Annotated in this window: 15 protein-coding genes; 8 read left to right on the top strand and 7 right to left on the bottom strand. The window is 68.8% G+C overall.

Features of this window, described 5'->3' with window-relative positions; genetic code table 11:
- Positions 1 to 47 precede the first annotated feature (47 nt).
- Positions 48 to 194: a DUF8555 family protein gene (locus QOL69_RS00415; RefSeq protein ID WP_195155830.1), complete on the bottom strand. Its 147-nt coding sequence runs from the start codon at positions 192 to 194 to the stop codon at positions 48 to 50.
- Positions 195 to 697: 503 nt separating this feature from the next.
- On the opposite strand from QOL69_RS00415, the gene priS reads away from it, so the two are divergent.
- From priS to QOL69_RS00400, 3 genes are read left to right on the top strand one after another with little or no spacing between them, the layout of a single operon-like run.
- Positions 698 to 1,861, top strand: a complete 1,164-nt coding sequence (gene priS / locus QOL69_RS00410; RefSeq protein WP_283401600.1) for a DNA primase small subunit PriS — start codon at positions 698 to 700, stop codon at positions 1,859 to 1,861.
- A 10-nt stretch (positions 1,862 to 1,871) separates the two neighbouring features.
- A complete protein-coding gene (locus tag QOL69_RS00405; RefSeq protein ID WP_283401599.1) occupies positions 1,872 to 2,885 on the top strand; it encodes a DNA replication complex subunit Gins51 in 1,014 nt (337 codons plus the stop codon).
- Positions 2,886 to 2,928: 43 nt separating this feature from the next.
- A complete protein-coding gene (locus QOL69_RS00400; RefSeq protein ID WP_283401598.1) occupies positions 2,929 to 4,179 on the top strand; it encodes an MBL fold metallo-hydrolase in 1,251 nt (416 codons plus the stop codon).
- Between the two features lie 34 nt (positions 4,180 to 4,213).
- Here the strand turns inward: QOL69_RS00400 and QOL69_RS00395 are convergent, their stop codons facing one another.
- Positions 4,214 to 4,471, bottom strand: a complete 258-nt coding sequence (locus tag QOL69_RS00395) for a hypothetical protein (protein WP_283401597.1) — start codon at positions 4,469 to 4,471, stop codon at positions 4,214 to 4,216.
- A 171-nt stretch (positions 4,472 to 4,642) separates the two neighbouring features.
- Between QOL69_RS00395 and QOL69_RS00390 the strand changes: the two genes are divergently transcribed.
- From QOL69_RS00390 to QOL69_RS00375, 4 genes are all read left to right on the top strand, one after another.
- Positions 4,643 to 5,515: an inositol monophosphatase family protein gene (locus tag QOL69_RS00390; RefSeq protein WP_283401596.1), complete on the top strand. Its 873-nt coding sequence runs from the start codon at positions 4,643 to 4,645 to the stop codon at positions 5,513 to 5,515.
- A gap of 497 nt (positions 5,516 to 6,012) precedes the next feature.
- On the top strand, positions 6,013 to 6,543 hold the full coding sequence (locus tag QOL69_RS00385) for a DUF5817 domain-containing protein (RefSeq protein ID WP_283401595.1): 531 nt from the start codon (positions 6,013 to 6,015) through the stop codon (positions 6,541 to 6,543).
- A 69-nt stretch (positions 6,544 to 6,612) separates the two neighbouring features.
- Entirely contained in the window at positions 6,613 to 7,629 is a 1,017-nt protein-coding gene (locus QOL69_RS00380; RefSeq protein ID WP_283401594.1) for a DUF7490 domain-containing protein, read from the top strand.
- On the top strand, positions 7,626 to 8,150 hold the full coding sequence (locus QOL69_RS00375) for a DUF8060 family membrane protein (RefSeq protein ID WP_283401593.1): 525 nt from the start codon (positions 7,626 to 7,628) through the stop codon (positions 8,148 to 8,150). The genes QOL69_RS00380 and QOL69_RS00375 overlap by 4 nt, the downstream gene beginning before the upstream one ends.
- Before the next feature lie 13 nt (positions 8,151 to 8,163).
- Here the strand turns inward: QOL69_RS00375 and QOL69_RS00370 are convergent, their stop codons facing one another.
- Together QOL69_RS00370 and QOL69_RS00365 are read right to left on the bottom strand one after the other, a co-directional pair.
- Complete coding sequence (locus tag QOL69_RS00370; protein ID WP_283401592.1) at positions 8,164 to 8,499, bottom strand: DUF8113 family protein; 336 nt, start codon at positions 8,497 to 8,499, stop codon at positions 8,164 to 8,166.
- 91 nt (positions 8,500 to 8,590) lie between these two features.
- Positions 8,591 to 9,436 carry a Rieske (2Fe-2S) protein gene (locus QOL69_RS00365; protein ID WP_283401591.1) on the bottom strand — a complete coding sequence of 282 codons (846 nt, stop codon included), beginning with the start codon at positions 9,434 to 9,436 and terminating at the stop codon, positions 8,591 to 8,593.
- Positions 9,437 to 9,694: 258 nt separating this feature from the next.
- Between QOL69_RS00365 and ppc the strand changes: the two genes are divergently transcribed.
- Positions 9,695 to 12,397 carry a phosphoenolpyruvate carboxylase gene (gene ppc, locus QOL69_RS00360; RefSeq protein ID WP_283401590.1) on the top strand — a complete coding sequence of 901 codons (2,703 nt, stop codon included), beginning with the start codon at positions 9,695 to 9,697 and terminating at the stop codon, positions 12,395 to 12,397.
- 329 nt (positions 12,398 to 12,726) lie between these two features.
- Here the strand turns inward: ppc and QOL69_RS00355 are convergent, their stop codons facing one another.
- The 3 genes from QOL69_RS00355 to QOL69_RS00345 all read right to left on the bottom strand — a co-directional run bounded on the left by QOL69_RS00355 (position 12,727) and on the right by QOL69_RS00345 (position 17,113).
- On the bottom strand, positions 12,727 to 13,182 hold the full coding sequence (locus QOL69_RS00355; protein WP_048078366.1) for a 30S ribosomal protein S19e: 456 nt from the start codon (positions 13,180 to 13,182) through the stop codon (positions 12,727 to 12,729).
- 131 nt (positions 13,183 to 13,313) lie between these two features.
- Complete coding sequence (gene hmgB / locus QOL69_RS00350; RefSeq protein ID WP_283401589.1) at positions 13,314 to 14,657, bottom strand: hydroxymethylglutaryl-CoA synthase; 1,344 nt, start codon at positions 14,655 to 14,657, stop codon at positions 13,314 to 13,316.
- A gap of 161 nt (positions 14,658 to 14,818) precedes the next feature.
- Positions 14,819 to 17,113, bottom strand: coding sequence for an Ig-like domain-containing protein (locus QOL69_RS00345; RefSeq protein WP_283401588.1), 2,295 nt, complete (start codon positions 17,111 to 17,113; stop codon positions 14,819 to 14,821).
- Between the last annotated feature and the right edge of the window lie 65 nt (positions 17,114 to 17,178).

Genomic DNA, 17,178 nt, shown 5'->3' with positions numbered 1-17,178 from the left:
TCACCTGAACGTACACCGCAGAGCATCATAAACGTGTCGTACGTCGCTCACATGTGTTCCTCTTCTAACACCCAACCGAGCGCGCGCTTGTAGTGGGTGAAAAGCTCCTCGACGCCGCGGTGGTTCATCTCCTCGTCGTCCAGCTGTTCGCGGAGGAACTCGTACTGCTCTCTGATCTCTGCTTCGGAGCGCATGGTTCGGGTAGGGGACGCGCGTGGGGAGAGTGTTGTGGCCGATACCGGAATGATCGGGGAAGATTCACGCTCGACACGGACACCCCCGAAGCCCCAGCCGCTCGGCTGTACGTGACTGATTCTATTGTGACCGACTCTCCGACCGAGACCGCCGAAGCCCCGACCGGGAGGCGGACAGACGCTCGCTGCGCTCCTCGCTCAGTCGCTATCGCTCCTTCGCTGCGGTGCTTACTTCGCCTCTGTCCGCCTCCCGGCCGCCCCTTCGAGTCCCGCCCCGCAACGGCACCGCGACCGCACCTCACGCCTCCCCAACCTCGTCGGCCGCCGTCGCTTCGCTCCGGCGGCCGACTCCCTCGCGCGGCGCTCCTCGCGGTCGCCGAGGGCGACCGCTCGGAGGCGCGCGCCGCCGCACCGGTTGTTTCGTGCGAATCGTCGTTGCTCGCTCCTTGCCGTCGCTCGCGAACGGTAACGTTGATACGTCGACCGCGGGTAGGGACGGAGAGATGGACGACCGGACCCGCGAGTACCTCCGGGGTCGCTTCGGCGACTACTACCGGTCGGTCTCGCTGTCGCTCCCGCCCGACGCGAACCTCCGCGAGTGGGGCCACATCCCGTGGACGCCGGGGTCGGGAACGACGATGGTCCGACACCAGTCGCTGTTCGATCTGGGCGACGTGGACACGTTCTTCGCGGACAACGCACCGCGGCACGCCTACTTCTCGGCCGCGCGCTACGACGACCCCGGGGCGGCGACGATGGGACAGAAGGGGTGGCGGAACGCCGACCTCGTCTTCGACCTCGACGCCGACCACCTCCCGGGCGTCGACCCGGAGACCACCTCCTACCCGGAGATGCTCGCGGCGTGCAAGGACGCGCTCCTGCGCCTGCTCGATTTTATCGACGACGACTTCGCGTTCGAGGACGTGACCGTCGTCTTCTCCGGCGGTCGGGGCTATCACGTCCACGTTCGCGACGAGAGCGTCCGGGAGTTGGACAGCGACGCCCGCCGAGAGGTCGTCGACTACGTGCGCGCGATCGACCTCGACACCGACGGCCTGATCGACACCGTCTCGGACCGCGGCACGACGAAGCGCGTCCTCCGCACCGAGGGCGGGTGGGGCGCGCGCGTCCACGACGCGCTGATCGAGTACGCTGACGACCTCCGCGAGAAGGACGACGAGGCCGCCCGCGAGCGGCTGACGGAACTCGACGGCATCGGCGAGGGGCGCGCGGAGACGATCCTCGGCGCGTTCGACCGAAATCCGGCCGCGGTCCGCGAGGGCAACGTCGAGGCGGGCGGCCCGGGCGTCAGGCGGCTGGTCGCCGCGCTCGCCGCGCGCGTCGCCGCGGCGGACGCCGCGCCGATCGACGAACCGGTGACGACCGACACCCGTCGGCTCATCCGCCTGCCGGGGACGCTCCACGGCGGGTCCGGACTGGTCGTCACGCCGCTCGACCGCGATGAACTCGCCGACTTCGAGCCGCTTCGGGACGCGGTCCCGGAGCGGTTCGTCGGCCGCGATATCCGGATCGAGACCGACGCGGATCGGACGGTAGAATTAAACGGCGAGCGCGTTAGTGTCCAATCCGGCAGAGACACCGTGCCCGAGTACGCGGGTATCTTCCTCATGACCCGCGGCGAGGCGCGGAAAGCCCCCGAACGATGACGGACGACAAATGAACCTCGACGAACTCCGATCCGCGCAGGCGAAGGAGCGCCGGAAGGACAGCCTCCAGCACCTGCGGGACTCGTTTTACGACGACGTGGGCGCGTACGTCGCGGACCTGCGCGCCGCGCGCGACCGCCGCGCGGAGCAAGTCGAGAACCCCTTCGCGGACGACGACATCCGGCGGCTCTCCGACGAGGTCGAGACCGCCGAGGAGGTCGCCGAGGCGCTCTACGAGCGCCGGGTCGGCAAGGTCGTCAAGCTCGCCTCCTTCGCCGCGGCGGACATGTCGGTCGACGAGGAGGGGATGACGACCGAGGAGCGCCGGCTGTTCGACGACCTCGTCGAGCGCATCACCGCGAACAAGTCGCAGGTCCTCGACGTTCTCGCCGGCGAATCTCCGGTCGCCGACGAGGCGACGACGGCGAGCGAGCCGCCGGTTGGGGAATCGCCGGTCACCGAGGAGCCGGCCGACCCGGAGCAATCCGGGTCGCCGTCCGCCGACGCGGGCGCGCTCGCCGGCGCGATGGGCGGCGACGAGGCGGAATCGACCCCAGACGGCTCCTCGGAGCCGATCGATCGCGACGCGGCCCCGCCCGCCGAGTCCGCCGCGGACGGCGACGGGACGACGCCGGTCCCGCCGGATCCGGCACCCCCGGGAGCCGTCGGGGTCGACGACGAGACCGACAAGACCGACGGCACGGAGGGTCTCGCGGACGTAGACCCCGCCGGCGATGCGGACGGCAAGTCGAGTCCCGGGGCGACGACGGACGGCGGAGCGGTGCCCGAAGCGAGGGCCGGCGACGGAGCGGTTCCCGAGGCGCAGGCGGGCGACGAGCCGGCCGCCGGAGCCGACCCGCCGGAGTCGACCGACCGAGCGACCGTCCGGATCACCCGCGACGTCGGGGCCATCTTCGGCGTCGACGAGCGGGAGTACGAGCTCGCGAGCGAGGACGTGGTGTCGCTCCCGGTCGAGAACGCCGACCCGCTCGTCCAGCGCGACGCCGCCGAGCGGATCGACTGAGCGACCGACGAACACTAACCCCGCGGGCGGCTACGGACGGTCGATGGAGTTGGAGTTCCTCGGGGGTGCCCGCGAGGTCGGCCGGAGCGCCCTCCTCGTCGACGACGCTCTCCTCATCGACTACGGGATGCTGGCCGGCGAGCCGCCGCGGTACCCGGTGCGGGACCCCGAGCCGGAGGCGGTCGTCGTCTCGCACGGCCACCTCGACCACGTCGGTGCCGTGCCGGCGCTGCTGAAGGGGGATCGCCGGCCGCCGGTCCACTGGACCCCGCCGACGGGCGAGCTCGCGCGGACGCTCGCGGAGGACACGCTGAAGCTCCACGGGAACAGCCCGCTGTGTCCGTTCTCGACCGAACACGTCGCGCGGCTGGGCGAGGTGGAGCGCCGGCACGGCTACGGCGACCCCTTCCCGGTCGCGGGCGGGGTCGACGACGGCGGCTACGAGGTGACGCTGTTCTCCGCGGGTCACATCCCCGGGTCAGCGCACGTCCTCGTCGACGACGGGGAGACGCGACTGTTGTACACCGGCGACTTCCACACCGACGACCAGCGGCTGGTCGCCGGGACGACCGCGCGCCCCGACGCCGATGTCGTCGTCTGTGAGTCCACCTACTCGGACGTCACCCACGAGCCCCGGGCCGCCGTCGAGGACGGGTTCGCGGAGAGCGTCGAGACGACGCTGTGGGAGGGCGGCACCGTCGTCGTCCCGGCGTTCGCCATCGGTCGAACGCAGGAGCTACTCCTCGTCTGCGAGGCGCACGATCTCCCCTGTTACGTCGACGGGATGGGGAAGGGGGTGACTCGAATGTTGCGGCAGTACCCGGAGTTCGTCCGTGACGCCGACGCGCTCCGACGGGCGACCTCGCACGCCCGGTTCGTCACCGGGCGCGACGGGCAGCGCGAGCGGATCGCGGACCAGAACGCGGCGATCGTCACCACGAGCGGGATGCTCTCCGGCGGGCCGGCGATGACGTACATCCCCGCGGTTCGGTCGAACCCGACGAACAAGGTCACGCTGACGGGGTATCAGGTCGAGGGGACGCCCGGCCGATCGCTTCTGGAGACGGGTAGCGCCGAGATCGACGGGCGCGTAATGACCGTCGCTGCGCGGGTCGAAGGATACGACTTCTCCGCGCACGCGGACCGCGAGGGGCTGCTGTCGTTCCTCGACGCGTACCCGGACGCGCGGGTGCTGGTGAACCACGGGGACCGGTGTGCGGCGTTCGCCGAAGAGTTGCGGGGGGACGGGTTCGCGGCGAGCGCGCCCGAGGTCGGGGAGCGGATCGTAGTGTGACGCGGCGGCGGTGCGTTAGTGGCGCGGCAAAACCTCACTCCCCGCCGTCAGTGTACGCCAAGTCGTCGAGCACGCGCTCGGCCCGCCGGTTCGCGGCCGCGGGACTCGGTCGTTCGCCGTCGGCGACGGTCGCGGCGAGCTGGCAGGCCAGCTCGTACACGGCGCTCCCGTCCGCGCGCTCGGCCACCCGCTCGAAGGTGGGCCGGTAGCTCGCAGCGGCGCGCTGTCCGACGTCGTCGAGCGAGGCGTCGATAGTGTATTCCAGCTGACGGACCGCTTCCTCGGGTTCCATACAATGCCATCCGACCGCGACCCACTTAAGTGTACTCGGATTCGGAATTGAGTTAACTTCGACGGATCGGGAGCGGCGCGCTCGTCGCCGCCGACGAGCGCCGCCGCGGGAGTCGTCCCGTTTCGGCGACCGGATCGACGTTTATAGGCGTCCGGGGGGCCGATCGGGGCCATGACCGACACAGACGAGCGCGGCGACCGCCTCGGCGAAGGCGTCGCCGACGAGGTCCCCGCTCCCGCCGACCGCGCCGACGACATCGACGAGCGCGCCGCCGTCGCGGAGGAGGCGGCACGGGCGGGCGCGGCGCTCGCGAACGAACACTTCCGGAGCGACATCGACGTGGAGACGAAAGGCGAGGACGACGTGGTCACCGAGGCGGACCGCGCGGCCCAGCGCAGGGTCATCGAGGCGATCCGCGAGACGTTCCCGGACGACGCGGTCGTCGGCGAGGAGGAAGACGAGCGCAAGACCGTCCCCGACGAGGGCGCGGCGTGGGTGATAGACCCCATCGACGGCACGCACAACTACGTCCGCGACATCCCCGTCTGGGCCACCGCGGTCGCGGCCGTCGTCGACGGCGAACCGGTCGCGGCCGCGATCGTCGCGCCCGCGCTCGGCGACGTCTACACCGCGACGCCGGAGGGCGCGTTCCGCAACGGCGACCCGATCGCGGTCAGCGACGTGAGCGATCCCCGTCGGGCCGTCGTCGACCCGACGATCTGGTGGGACCACGACGCCCGCGACGAGTACGCCCGCGCGTGCGAGGCGATCGTCTCCCGCTTCTCCGACATGCGCCGACTCGGCGCGGCCCAGGTCGTGTTGCCCACGGTCGCCGCCGGCGGGTTCGAGGGGACGATCACGAACCTGCGTGCGAACCCGTGGGACACCGTCGCGGGCGTGTTCGCCATCCGGCAGGCCGGCGGGCGCGTGACGGATCTGGACGGGAACCGGTGGCGGCACGACTCGACCGGGCTGGTGGCCTCGAACGGCGACCTCCACGACGAGGTACTCGCTGCCGCCCGAGCTATCGAGGACCCGGACTGAGAGCGGCTATTTGCGTAAAGTATCGACGGCGCGTGCCTGCGAGCGGGCCACCGGCCCGCGAGCAGCACCGCGCGAGGGAGTCGGTCGCCGAGCGAAGCGACGGCGACCGACGAGGCTGGGGAGGCGTGAGGTGCTGTGCGGTGCGGGGCGGGGCGGGAATCGAAGGGGCAGCCGCGAGGCGGGCGCAGGGGACGCAAGGACCGCAGGGAACGAGCGCAGCGAGTGACCGAGGACCGCAGCGAGCGTGCGCCCGCCTCGCGGCTGGGGCTTCGGCAGTCGTGTTCTCTGTAGCGACTTCGTCGTAGCGAGCGGCTGGGGCTTCGGCAGTCGTGTTCTCTGTAGCGACTTCGTCGTAGCGAGCGGCTGGGGCTTCGGCAGTCGTGTTCTCTGTAGCGACTTCGTCGTAGCGAGCGGCTGGGGCTTCGGCGATCTCCGTTACACCGAGTACGACGACGTACAGCCGAGGGTTCAAATTCGGGGCCGACGAACCGGAGCGTATGTACGCGGTCGTCGGCTGCAACGAGTGCGCCAATATGTGGCTGGTTCGCGATCCGAGGACGAGCGAGACGGCAAAGTGCTCGCGGTGCGGCAAGACCCACCAAACCGCCAAGCTCAAGCACTTCTTCGAGTCCGACGACCGCGCGGCCGCACAGGAGGCGCGGTCCGCACTGCTCGCGAAGAAGCGGGGGGACAGCGCCGCGTTCGCGGAGGTCGACCACGTCTCGGAGCTCGAAGTCGCCGTCGAGGAGTCCGGGATCGACGACCGCGAGTACCTCGAATCGGCCGGCATCGACGCCGACGCGGTCGACGAGGCCGCCTCGCGCGCCGAGGGGGGCGGAGGCAGCTCCCGAAGCCGCACCCAGGTCGTCCGCGACGCGGTCGAGGCGGTCGACGACCCCACCGAGGCGGCGGTCGTAGAGCGCGCCGCGACCGACGGCGTGCCCGCCGAGGCGGCCCGCGAGATCCTGACGCGCCTCGCGCGCCGCGGGGAAGTGACCGAGTCGAACGGGCGGTATCGGGTTCTCTGAACGCTGTTTCGGACGCCTCGAACCGAACGCCGGACAAAGCACTTATATCGGGCTTGAGAGAGGTCGCGTATGGACACCCGCACGGCCCTCCTGGCGGCCGCGGCCGCGCTCCTCGTCGCGGGCGCGGTCGGCGCGGTCGCCGCGCCCGACGCCCTCACCGACCCGCGCGAGACCGACGAGCCGCCCGGCCGGATCGACATCGCCGGCGCGACCGTCGCACCGGGCGAGGTCCGGGGCGAGACTGCGGAACTCCGCCTCGGAACCGACCTCGAACACCGCGGCTCGACGGTCGAGAACGTCACCGTCCGCCACCGGGCGATCGGCAGCGAGTCCGGCCTCCTCGTCGACGAGACGACGGTCGACGTCGGCGACGTCGACTTCGAGGGCGAACGCACCGTCAACGGCACCGTCACCGTCGAGCGCGAGGGCGGGTACCGGATCGAGACGGTGGTCTTCGCGGACGGCGAACGCCGCACGAGCCGGACCACCCGGATCGCCGGCGTCGCGGCGCTCACGCCCGACTACGCGGACACGCGGGTCGGCTTCACCGACGGCGCGGTCTGGCCGACCGTCGCGGTGAGCGTCGCCGACGCCGACAACGAGACGGCGACGCTGTCGGTCTCCGTCTCGGTGACGAACCGCGGCGACGAGGCCTCGGAGGACGTCGACCTCCGGCTGTACCTCCGGCAGGCGGACTCGAACGTGATCGCCGCGGAGGCGACGGAGACGGTCGGGGCCGTCCGCCCCGGTCGGACCGACACCGTGACCGCCACCGTCGAGGTGCCCGACGGGTACAACTACTACGTCGACGCCGCGCTGTTCGACGACGACGTGCTCGTCGACGAGACGCAGGGCGTCGCGAACCTGAACCCCCGAGAGACGATCAGCGCGAACCAGACCGTCCGCGACGTGGAGTTCTCCGTCGAGGACTTCGAGCGCGGTGAAGGCGGTGCCGGGCGCGACGACGCCGGCGACGACGGCTCGCGGGACCCGAGCGCCAGCGACGACTCGGCCCCCGGCTTCGGTCCGGCCGTCGCGCTCGTCGCGCTCGTCGTCGCGGCCCTGACGGCGCGGAGGCGGCGATGACCGACGAGGAGCGCGGCCGCGACGCGGCCGACGAACCGGAGACCCCCGACGCGAACGACGACTCCGCCCGTCCCGCGAACGGCGACCCCGCGACCGACCCGACCCACGATCCACAGCCCATGACCGACGACACCGACCGCACGACGACCGCCACCGACCGCACGACGACCGCCACCGACCGCACGACGACCGCCTCCGACCGCACGGCGACCGCCTCCGACCGCGCCGAGACGGACCGCGACGCCGAGTCTGACGGCTCGGGAACCGACCGGCTCTCGACCGACGACCTCCGCGGGCTGCTCGACCGCGTCGGTCTCGCGGCGCTGTCGCTGCTCGCGGTGGTCGCCGGCTGGGGGTTCTACAGCCAGTCCGGCAACGCGATCCGGATCTGGTTCGACTCGGCGTACCAGTCGGTCGCGCTAGCGGTGTTCAACCTCGCGGTCCTGTTCGTCGCGCTCGCGGGCGTGACCCATCAGCTCCGCCGGATCCGGGCCGACGACCGCGACGGGTCTGCCGAGTGACCGGACGGCAGGGCTACTCGTCGGGGATCTGGTCGGTCTCCGTCGGAATCTGTTCGACCTGTCCCGCGAGCGTCGCGGCGTCGCCGGCGACCGTCGACGGCTCAACGCCGGCCTCGGCCGCGACCAGCCTGACGTGTGCGGCGAGCAGCGCGAGCGCCCGGAGCCCGGCACCGTCGGGGTCGTCGTCGGTGCGCTGGGCGAAGGTGGTGTCGACCTCGCCGTCGCGGACGACGCCGACGTGGACCGCGTCGATGTCGTCGCCGTCGAGGAGGTCGCGGGCGCGGGCGAGTTCCGTCTCGAAGTCGTCGCTCGCCGACGCGTCGGCGTCCGCGGAGGTGTCGTCGCTCATACCGTCCCTCGGACGAGCGGCGTGAAAAGCGCGACGACGGTCCTCGCGGGACGACTGTGGGAGGAAGAAAATCGAAAGCAGGCGGTCGCGGTTACTCGTCGGGACGGGGCCGCGCGATGAACAGCGCTTCCTCGATGACGAACGGGTCGTACACCGACTGGTGACAGACGCAGTACGTCCCGTCCGCGGCGTCGTAGCGGGCGGACTCGTCTAACACCTTGTAGCCCGGGATACAACAGAAGTGGGTACAGACGTTGAGGTACGCCATGAACCCCTGGTCGGTCGACGCCTGAAGCCACGCGTCGTTCTGGGCCGCCTCCTCGATCTCCGGCGAGCGGATGACGACCGCGTTGAGGTTGGTGTCGGCGTCCTCGGAGCGCCACGTCACCGACGCCGGCTTGCCGACCCCGTCGCTGCCGATCCCGTTGCCCCACTCGGTGTAGTCCTCGAAGTCGTCGATGTGGATCCGGTCGCCGCCCGAGTACGTCTCCGACTGCCAGTCGTACGGCGGGCCGCTCGCGGCGCGGAACAGGTTGTCCGACTCGAAGTTCGGCTGGACGTTCTCCTGCGACTCGACGCCGCAGTACTGGAACCACGCGCCAGAGTAGGTGACGCCGCTGTCGCCGAGCTCCTGTTGGGCGACCTCGATCTCCTGTCCCTCCTGCGTGACGGTCGTCGTCTCGGGCCAGATGCCCTCGATGTACCCGTCATCGGTGACGCGAACCGGGATCTGCGGGAGACCGCGGGGCGCGGGACCGCCGGTGTGGGCGATCGTCTTCGCGATCGTCGACCCGCCGCCGACGCCGCCGGCGGTCGTCAGGGTGTTCACGGTCGCCGACCCCATCGCGCCGACCCCCGCGAGGGCCGCGCCGCCGACGACGCCCTTCACGAAGCGTCGCCGCCCGGACTCTGACGGATACTTGTCGGACGCACTCATACTCGGTTCTGCGGTTGGATCGGTAAAAAGGGTGACGAACCCTCCACCGCGCCGAGAATCGTCGCGCCGCGACCGCTCGTGGCGGGGATCGGAATCCGGATCGTCCATCGTCGGGAACGGACCGGCCACCGTCGGGGATCCGGACCGGCCACCCGCGGCGGTCGCACAGAAACGATCGTGAAGGTGTTTACTCGGAACTGAGGCAAACATTCGTTCGTATCGCGGTTTTTAACCGACTTCGACGGGAGTATCCGTGGTATGGACCTACACAATCGAGACGTGCGGACGGACGTTCGGGAACTCGGGGCGCTGGTGGGAGACGTCCTCGCCGCGCAGGCCTCAACCGAGGCGTACGAGACGGTCGAGTCCCTCCGGAACGCGGCTATCGCGTACCGGCGGGGCGACGCCGCGGACCGCGACGCCCTCCACGAGGCCGTCGATGACCTCTCGACGGCTCGGGAGGAAGTCGTCGCCCGGGCGTTCACGACGTACTTCGAACTCATCAACCTCGCCGAGGAGCGCGAGCGCGTCCGCGAGGTGCGGAACGCCGACGACGGCACCGCCCTCCACGACTCCTTCGACGCGACGATCGCCGAGTTCGCCGAGGCGGGCGTCGACGCCGAGGAGTTAGAGGAACTGCTCGCGGACGTGCTCATCGAACCGACGTTCACCGCCCACCCGACGGAGGCCCGGCGGTCGACGGTGAAGTCCAAGCTCCGCTCCATCGCGAACCACCTCGAAGAGCTCGACGAACACAACCTCACCGACCGCGAGCGGCGCGCCGTCTGGCGCGACGTCACCGCCGAGGTGACCAGCCTGTGGGGCACCCGGCAGGTCCGCCAGCGAGCGCCCGAGCCGGAAGACGAGGCGCGGAACGTCCAGTGGTACCTCGAGAACACGCTGTTCGACGTCGTCGGCGACGCCTACGAGGAGTTCGAGGAGACGATCGCGAAGGAGTACGACGACGTCGACTCCCCCAAGCTCTTCGAGTTCCGCTCGTGGGCCGGCTCCGACCGCGACGGGAACCCGTTCGTCACCCCCGAGGTGACCGACGAGACGCTCGAACGCCAGCGGTCGGTCGCCGTCGAGAAGTACCGCGACCGCTGTAAGCGGCTCTCCGCCGTGCTGAGTCAGGACGGCGACCGGTACGGCGATAACGACGCGTTGGCAGCGTCGCTCGCGGCCGACGCCGACCGATTCCCGACCGTCGTCGAGGAGGCCCGCGAGCGCTACCCGGACGAGCCGTACCGTCAGAAGCTCCGGCTGATGCGCGAGCGGCTCGATCGCGTGAACGACGTCCGACCCGGCGAGTACCCCGACGGCGACGCCTTCCTCGACGATCTCGACGTCATCGCCGACTCGCTGCGCGCCGACGGACAGGAGTCGGTCCTCGAATCGTTCGTCGAGCCGTTCCGCCGGCAGGTCGACACGTTCGGGCTCACGCTGGCGTCGCTCGACTTACGGGACCACCGCGAGAACCACACCGAGGCCGTCGCCGAGGCGGTCGGCGTCGAGGGCGTCGACTACCGCGGGATGGACGAGTCCGAGCGCCAGGAGTTCCTCACGGACGCGATCCTTCAGGAGGACCCCGTCGTCGACCTCGACGAGCCGGGAGACGTCTCGGAGACGACCGAGCGCGTCCTCCGGCGGTTCGAGTCGTTCGCGGACTGGCAGGACGAGTACGGCCCGCAGGCGATAGACACCTACTGCATCTCGATGACGGAGGAGCCGAGCCACGTCCTGGAGGTGCTCTTCTTGGCCGATCAGGTCGGCGTCGTCTCCCTGCCCGACCACTGCGCGGTCGACGTCGTTCCGCTGCTGGAGACCGAGTCGGCGCTCAACGGTGCCGAGCGCATCCTCGGGACGCTCTTCGAGAACGAGGCGTACGCGACCGCGCTCGAAGCCCGCGACGAGGTCCAGGAAGTGATGCTCGGGTACTCCGACTCCAACAAGGAGAACGGCTTCCTCGCCGCGAACTGGGACCTCTACGAGAACCAGCGCCGGATCGCCCGGTTCTGCCGCGAGGAGGAGGTCACGCTCCGGCTGTTCCACGGCCGAGGTGGCTCCATCTCGCGCGGCGGCGGCCCGATGAACGAGGCGCTGCTCGCGCTCCCCAACGAGACCGTCACGGGGCAGGTGAAGTTCACCGAGCAGGGCGAGGCGATAGCCGAGAAGTACGCCAACCCGCGGATCGCCGAGCGCGAGCTCGAACAGATGCTCGACGCGCAGATCCGCGCCCGGAAGGAGGCGAACGAGGAGCCGGTCGAGGACGTGCCCGACCGGTGGGTGGAGGCGATGGAGGTCATGGCCCCCGCCGCGCGCGAGACGTACCGCGACCTGTTGAACACGGACGGGTTCGTCTCGTACTTCGAGCAGGCGACGCCGATCAGCGTCGTCGAGAACCTCAACCTCGGCTCCCGGCCCGCGAGCCGGTCGGGCGAGCGCAGCGTCGAGGACTTACGCGCCATCCCGTGGGTGTTCTCGTGGACCCAGACCCGGCTCATTCTCCCCGGCTGGTACGCGATCGCCTCCGGCATCGACGCCTACCTCGACGAGGTCGGCGAGGAAGAGGGGATGGAGGTCCTCCGCGAGATGTTCGACGAGTGGCCGTTCTTCCGAACGACGCTCGACAACGCCTCGCTGGCGCTCGCGCGGACCGAGCCGGAGATCGCCGCCGAGTACGCCGACCTGGCCGACGACGACCTCCGCGAGCGCTTCTTCCCGGAGCTCGTCGGTGAGTACGAGCGGGGCTGTGAACTCGTCTTGGAGATCAGCGGTCGCGACCAACTGCTCCGCCGCGAGTGGCTCGAAGAGAGCCTCGACCGCCGGAACCCCTACGTCGACCCGCTGAACCTGCTTCAGGCGAACCTGCTCGGGCGCACCCACCGCACCGACGAGGAGGAGCGCACCCTGCGGCTCACCGTCAACGGCATCGCCGCCGGGATGAAGAACACCGGATAGCGAGACCCGAACCCGGTCGAACCGCCGCGAAAACGCCCGCGACCGATTCGTCCTTTCGATTCTATCGAGCGTCAGAACCCGTAACCCCGTCTCTCCTCGACGAGCCACGCGGCCCGACGAGCGACATGCGACGAGTGTGGCGCTCCGCCGATCGGGACTCGCCGGCGCGGATCAGTTTTGATATAGCGAAATAAGATTTACGACGGATACGCGGGCGAAACTGCCGGCTACCGAGGATAGAGGGCCGATCGGCGGATTTCCGCCGGTTCGCGGCGTCAGAAGAGAGCTGCGGCTGAACGGTTACGGCGAAAACGAATCAAAGAGCCGCTCTACGCGTAGCGTTCGAGTTCCGGACGGTCGAGGTCCTCGAAGACCTCGGTCGCGACCTCCGAGAGGAACGCCTCGCCCTCGTCGGAGACACGGCGGCCCTCGCCGGCGGCGGTGGTGACGAGTCCCTCTTCTTCGAGCGCCTGAAGCGCCGTGCGGATGAGGTTACGCGAGCCGCCCTCGTGTTCGCCGGGACGGACCGAGTAGCGGTTCGAGCCGCGCTTCTTGGAGCCGTACTCGGTCGCGAGCCGCTCGATGCCGACCGGCTCGTTCTGAGCGACCTTGCGGAGCAGGCTCGCCGAGCGGACGTACCAGAAGTCTTCCTGCTCGGGCGGAAGCTCCTTGCCGGCACCGCTCTTGGTGAACTCGACCCAGTCGGGCTCGTCGATCCGGTCCTCGAGTCGCGCGGCGACGGCCTCGATGAGGTCGTCCGCCGGCACGTCGTAGATGGTTACCATTGGGTCTCGATTCACGCCAGCGTCGTTTAAAACCATCGTATCGCGTACGGCCCGTGTGAGCCGTTTTCACGGGGTTACGGGCCGCTCCGGGCGACTCGGGGATCGGAGAACGCGCACGGCGACGACCGCGCTTACTCGACGTACTCGTACTTCCGCTCGTTCATCCGACCCCAGCCGGTGAAGACGAACTCCCCGTCAGGCTGAGTGAACTCCTCGATCTCGCGTTCGACGTCCATGTCGTACTCGTGGACGTCGTGGACATCCTCGTACTCGTCCCACGTGAGGTCGTAGCGGGCGTCGAGCTGGTCGTCGATGTCGAGTCCCTCGATCTCCGCGCGCCACCCCTCGCGGATCGTCTCGGCGTGGATCTCGGCCTGCGCGCCGGAGCCGTAGGAGGCGACGAGCAGCGTCTCACCGACGAACTCCCGGTCCCGGGTCAGCGCGTCTCGCAGGGCGCTCACGCGGGCGATGTGGACGGAACTGGTGTACCAGTTGCCGACCTCGCGGGAGAGCTCTAAGGTCGGCTCGACGGCCGTATCGTACCACGTCTGATACTGCTCGGTGGTCTTCAGCTCGTCCATGTACCCGCGGATCGCCTCCTCGTAGGCCTCGCGGTCCTCGTAGTCCGCCTCTCGGGGCTGGCGGCCGATCTCGTCGGCCAGGGCGTCCTCGTGTTCGGTGTCGCGGATGACGTGCCGGTACGCCAACAGCGCGGCCTTGCGGACCATCCCGGGGAACGGCGTGTGGAACGGGGCGTACGTGAAGTCCTCCAGTTCGATGTCGTCCGTGACCGACTCGTAGTCCTCTAAGGCCTCGCGCATCCGGGAGAGGTACACCTGGACCGACCGCTTCCCGTCGACGCTCGGGAACTGCTGGTTCGGCTTGAGGAAGTCCGTCTCGTCTTTCGAGCCGTACCCCTGATCGGTCGACAGCTCAACGATCGAGGGGTCCTCGTCGATCAGCATCGCGACGGCTCCAGCCCCCTGCGTCGCCTCGCCGGGGTCACCGCGGGCGTACAGCGCCGTGTCCGTCGTGATGACGATTGCCGGGCGGTCCCGGTTCCGGCCGGCGCGGATCCAGTTATACGCGTCGTCGATGGCCTGCGTGCCGGCGAGGCAGGCGAACTTCCGTTCGCCCTTGTTCGCGTGGGTGAAGTCGCCGTCGTACACCTGTTCGAGGCAGCCGGCGATGTACGTCGACACCGGCTTCGAATGGTCGAACGCGGACTCAGTGGCGACGTCGATCCGGCCGACATCTTCGGGTTCGAGCCCCTTCCGATCCATCAGCCCCTTCGCGGCGTTCGCGCCCATCGTGACGATGTCCTCGTACACGTCGGGGAACGAGGAGTTGGTGAGTCCGAGCCCCTTCGTATACTTCTCCGGGTCGTCGCCCTTCTCGGGAGCGAACGTGCCCGGCAGGTCGAGTTTGAGCTTCCCGGTCCAGATCTCGATGCCGTCGATCCCGACTGCGGTCATATACGGTCGTTCACGAGGATGGCCTATGGCTTTGTCGATTAGTGATTACGACGATCGTTGTATTTTTCGGGGACGACTCCGCTGACCGGTGGTCAGCAACTCACCGGGACGGCGTGGCGAGAGGTTGATGACACCGAAGCTGCCTCGAAGTCAGCACGGCCTCAGCCGGCGTACTCAACCTCTCGTGTTTCGACGACTTCGTTTCCGAAGACGTCGGTCACGGTCAGCCGGACCGTGTACGTCTGTGCGGGCGGATTTCCGGTCTGACGGAGCTGGTCGGTCCCTGAAGCCCCGCCGCCGCTAGCGTCGTTGAAGACCGTGTCGACGGTGTTTCCATTCTCGTTTATCAGTTCGATTTCGACCGAATCGAGATTTCCGTCGTCATTGGTCACTACCCAGTCGACGTCGAACCGTGCCTGATTCCCGCTCCGATCTGTCACCTCGAACGAGTTGACCGCGGAGGCACCACCGCCGACGACGGTGACATCTTGGTCCAGTTCCGTCTCCTGCGCGTCGCTCTCGTACAGCGTGGCGGTGATTTCGTCCCCGCCGGAGAGGCCGCCGACGTCGGTCGAATCGACCTCCGTTAGTTCTCCATCGGTCGACTCGAACGACACCGATTGGTCGGTCGCCGTGTTCTCGACGACGACCTGTCCCGTCGTCAGGCTCTGGAACTGATCGGTGAACACACCGAAATCGGCGGCGCTCGGGGCGATGCTGTCCTGAAGGTTAACGTTTCCCGCTGGTCGCACCTCGACCGTCGTGACGAACTGCTTCGTTCGCCGCTCGCCGTCGATTTTGTACCCGACAGTCACGCTGAACGTCTCTCCGACGACGTCTGCGACGGTCGCGCCGGTCTGCCCGACCTCGTAGAACTCCGCCAGCGTGATCGTGGCACCTTCCCCGGAGTTCAGCGGGACCTCCACTCCGGAAAAGTCCGTTTCTGCGTCGATGTATTCCTCGAATCTCGTGTCGTACGCGCGCTTTTCAGGGCCGGACTGGAGGTTCAGTCGGAGCCCGCTGTTGGGGACGAACGTGTACTCCGAATCAGCCAGGAGAACTTCCTTGTTGCCAACAGCGCCGTTTTCCGACTCCACGTTCAGCTCGGCCCGTCCCGGTCCGGTGGCGTCGGCCTTATCTGACAGCCCGTTGAGTCTCGGGTCCTCCGGGAGAACCGTTACGTCGGTGATTCGAACCTGCGTGTCATGCTGGTTCTCGATGTCCAGTTGGAACCCACCTCGTTCGGCGGATCCGGGCCCGTTGAACGCGACGGCCTCCTCCGGAGCGACGAGGAGCGATTCGACGCCCCCGCCCGGGACGCCGGCACCGACGTTCTCGAACAGCACGGAGTCCCACGTGTCGGACCCGTCGTTGATCGCCATCTCAACGTCCGAAACGTCGCCGACTTCGTAGCTGACGCGGCCGTCGGCGTCGGTCCGAGCCGTCTCCACGGCGGTACCGTCGACCGAGATTTCGACGTCGGCACCCTCGACGGGGTTGTTGTACCGGTCGCGGACCTCCGCGACGGCGACGCCGTCGGCCGCCGAGACCTCGGTGATGTATCCGTCCGACTCGTTCGTCCCGGTGGCGTCGCTCCCGAGGCCGACCTTCCCGAGCTCGAGCCGGTACCCCTCGGTGCCGTCCAGTTCGATCCGAACTGTTCCGCCCGCGACGACGACGCTTTCTGCGTCGTCACCCAAGCGGTCACGCCACTGTTGTTCGAGGCTGTCCGCCCGCTCCATCGACACATCGGTCGGCAGTTCGACGACGATCGGATCACCGTCGGTCGAATTCAGCCTCACCGAACGCTCGATTTCCGACAGCGTCTCCGGGTCCAGGCTCGTCCGCCGGACGCCCGACTCCGATACCGTCCCGTCCAGGGCAGTTAACCGGACCCGATTGCGGTCGCTGTCCACCGCGATCTGTCCGCTCCGACCGAGGACGCTGGAATCAAATTCGGCAATGACGAGGGAGTGTTCGTAGACGAGGTCGGGGGCGTCTCGGAACTCGTTGTACCCGGGAGAGTACCGCAGCGATCGTGTGTCGAAGGTGATGGTATCCCCGGTTGCGGTTTCGTTAGTCCGGTTCGACCAGTACGCACCGACGTTGCCGCCGTCGTTCACAGTCACGTTCTCGATGCGCAGGGCCCTCGGTTCGGTCGTCGACAGTCGGCCCGACGCCGCTGGCGGGTTCAAGGCGAACGTCCGCTGCGGGTACCGAGTTCCGAGTTTCAACGACGTCGACCGGCCGTCGCCCGTGCCGCTCGCGCTCTCGACCGCGTTCCGTATATCAAGGAACTCTCCCTCGACCTGTTGGCTGTGTTCGAACTCGATATCGCTGTTCTCCTGAGGCACTACCTGTACCTGATACAGCGACAGCGCCAGAATCAGGAACCCGAACAGGATCACCGTCCCGACCACGACCGACTGGCCCCGACGGTCGCGACTGAAGCGCATTGCCAGATATCGACGCCGAGTGGGTATAAAATCCTCCGTCCGACCTCTCACTCGTGAGAATCGCT

This window comes from Halorubrum sp. DM2 (assembly GCF_901686465.1).
GTDB lineage: Archaea > Halobacteriota > Halobacteria > Halobacteriales > Haloferacaceae > Halorubrum.
This window is presented reverse-complemented; position numbering and strand designations above follow the sequence as displayed.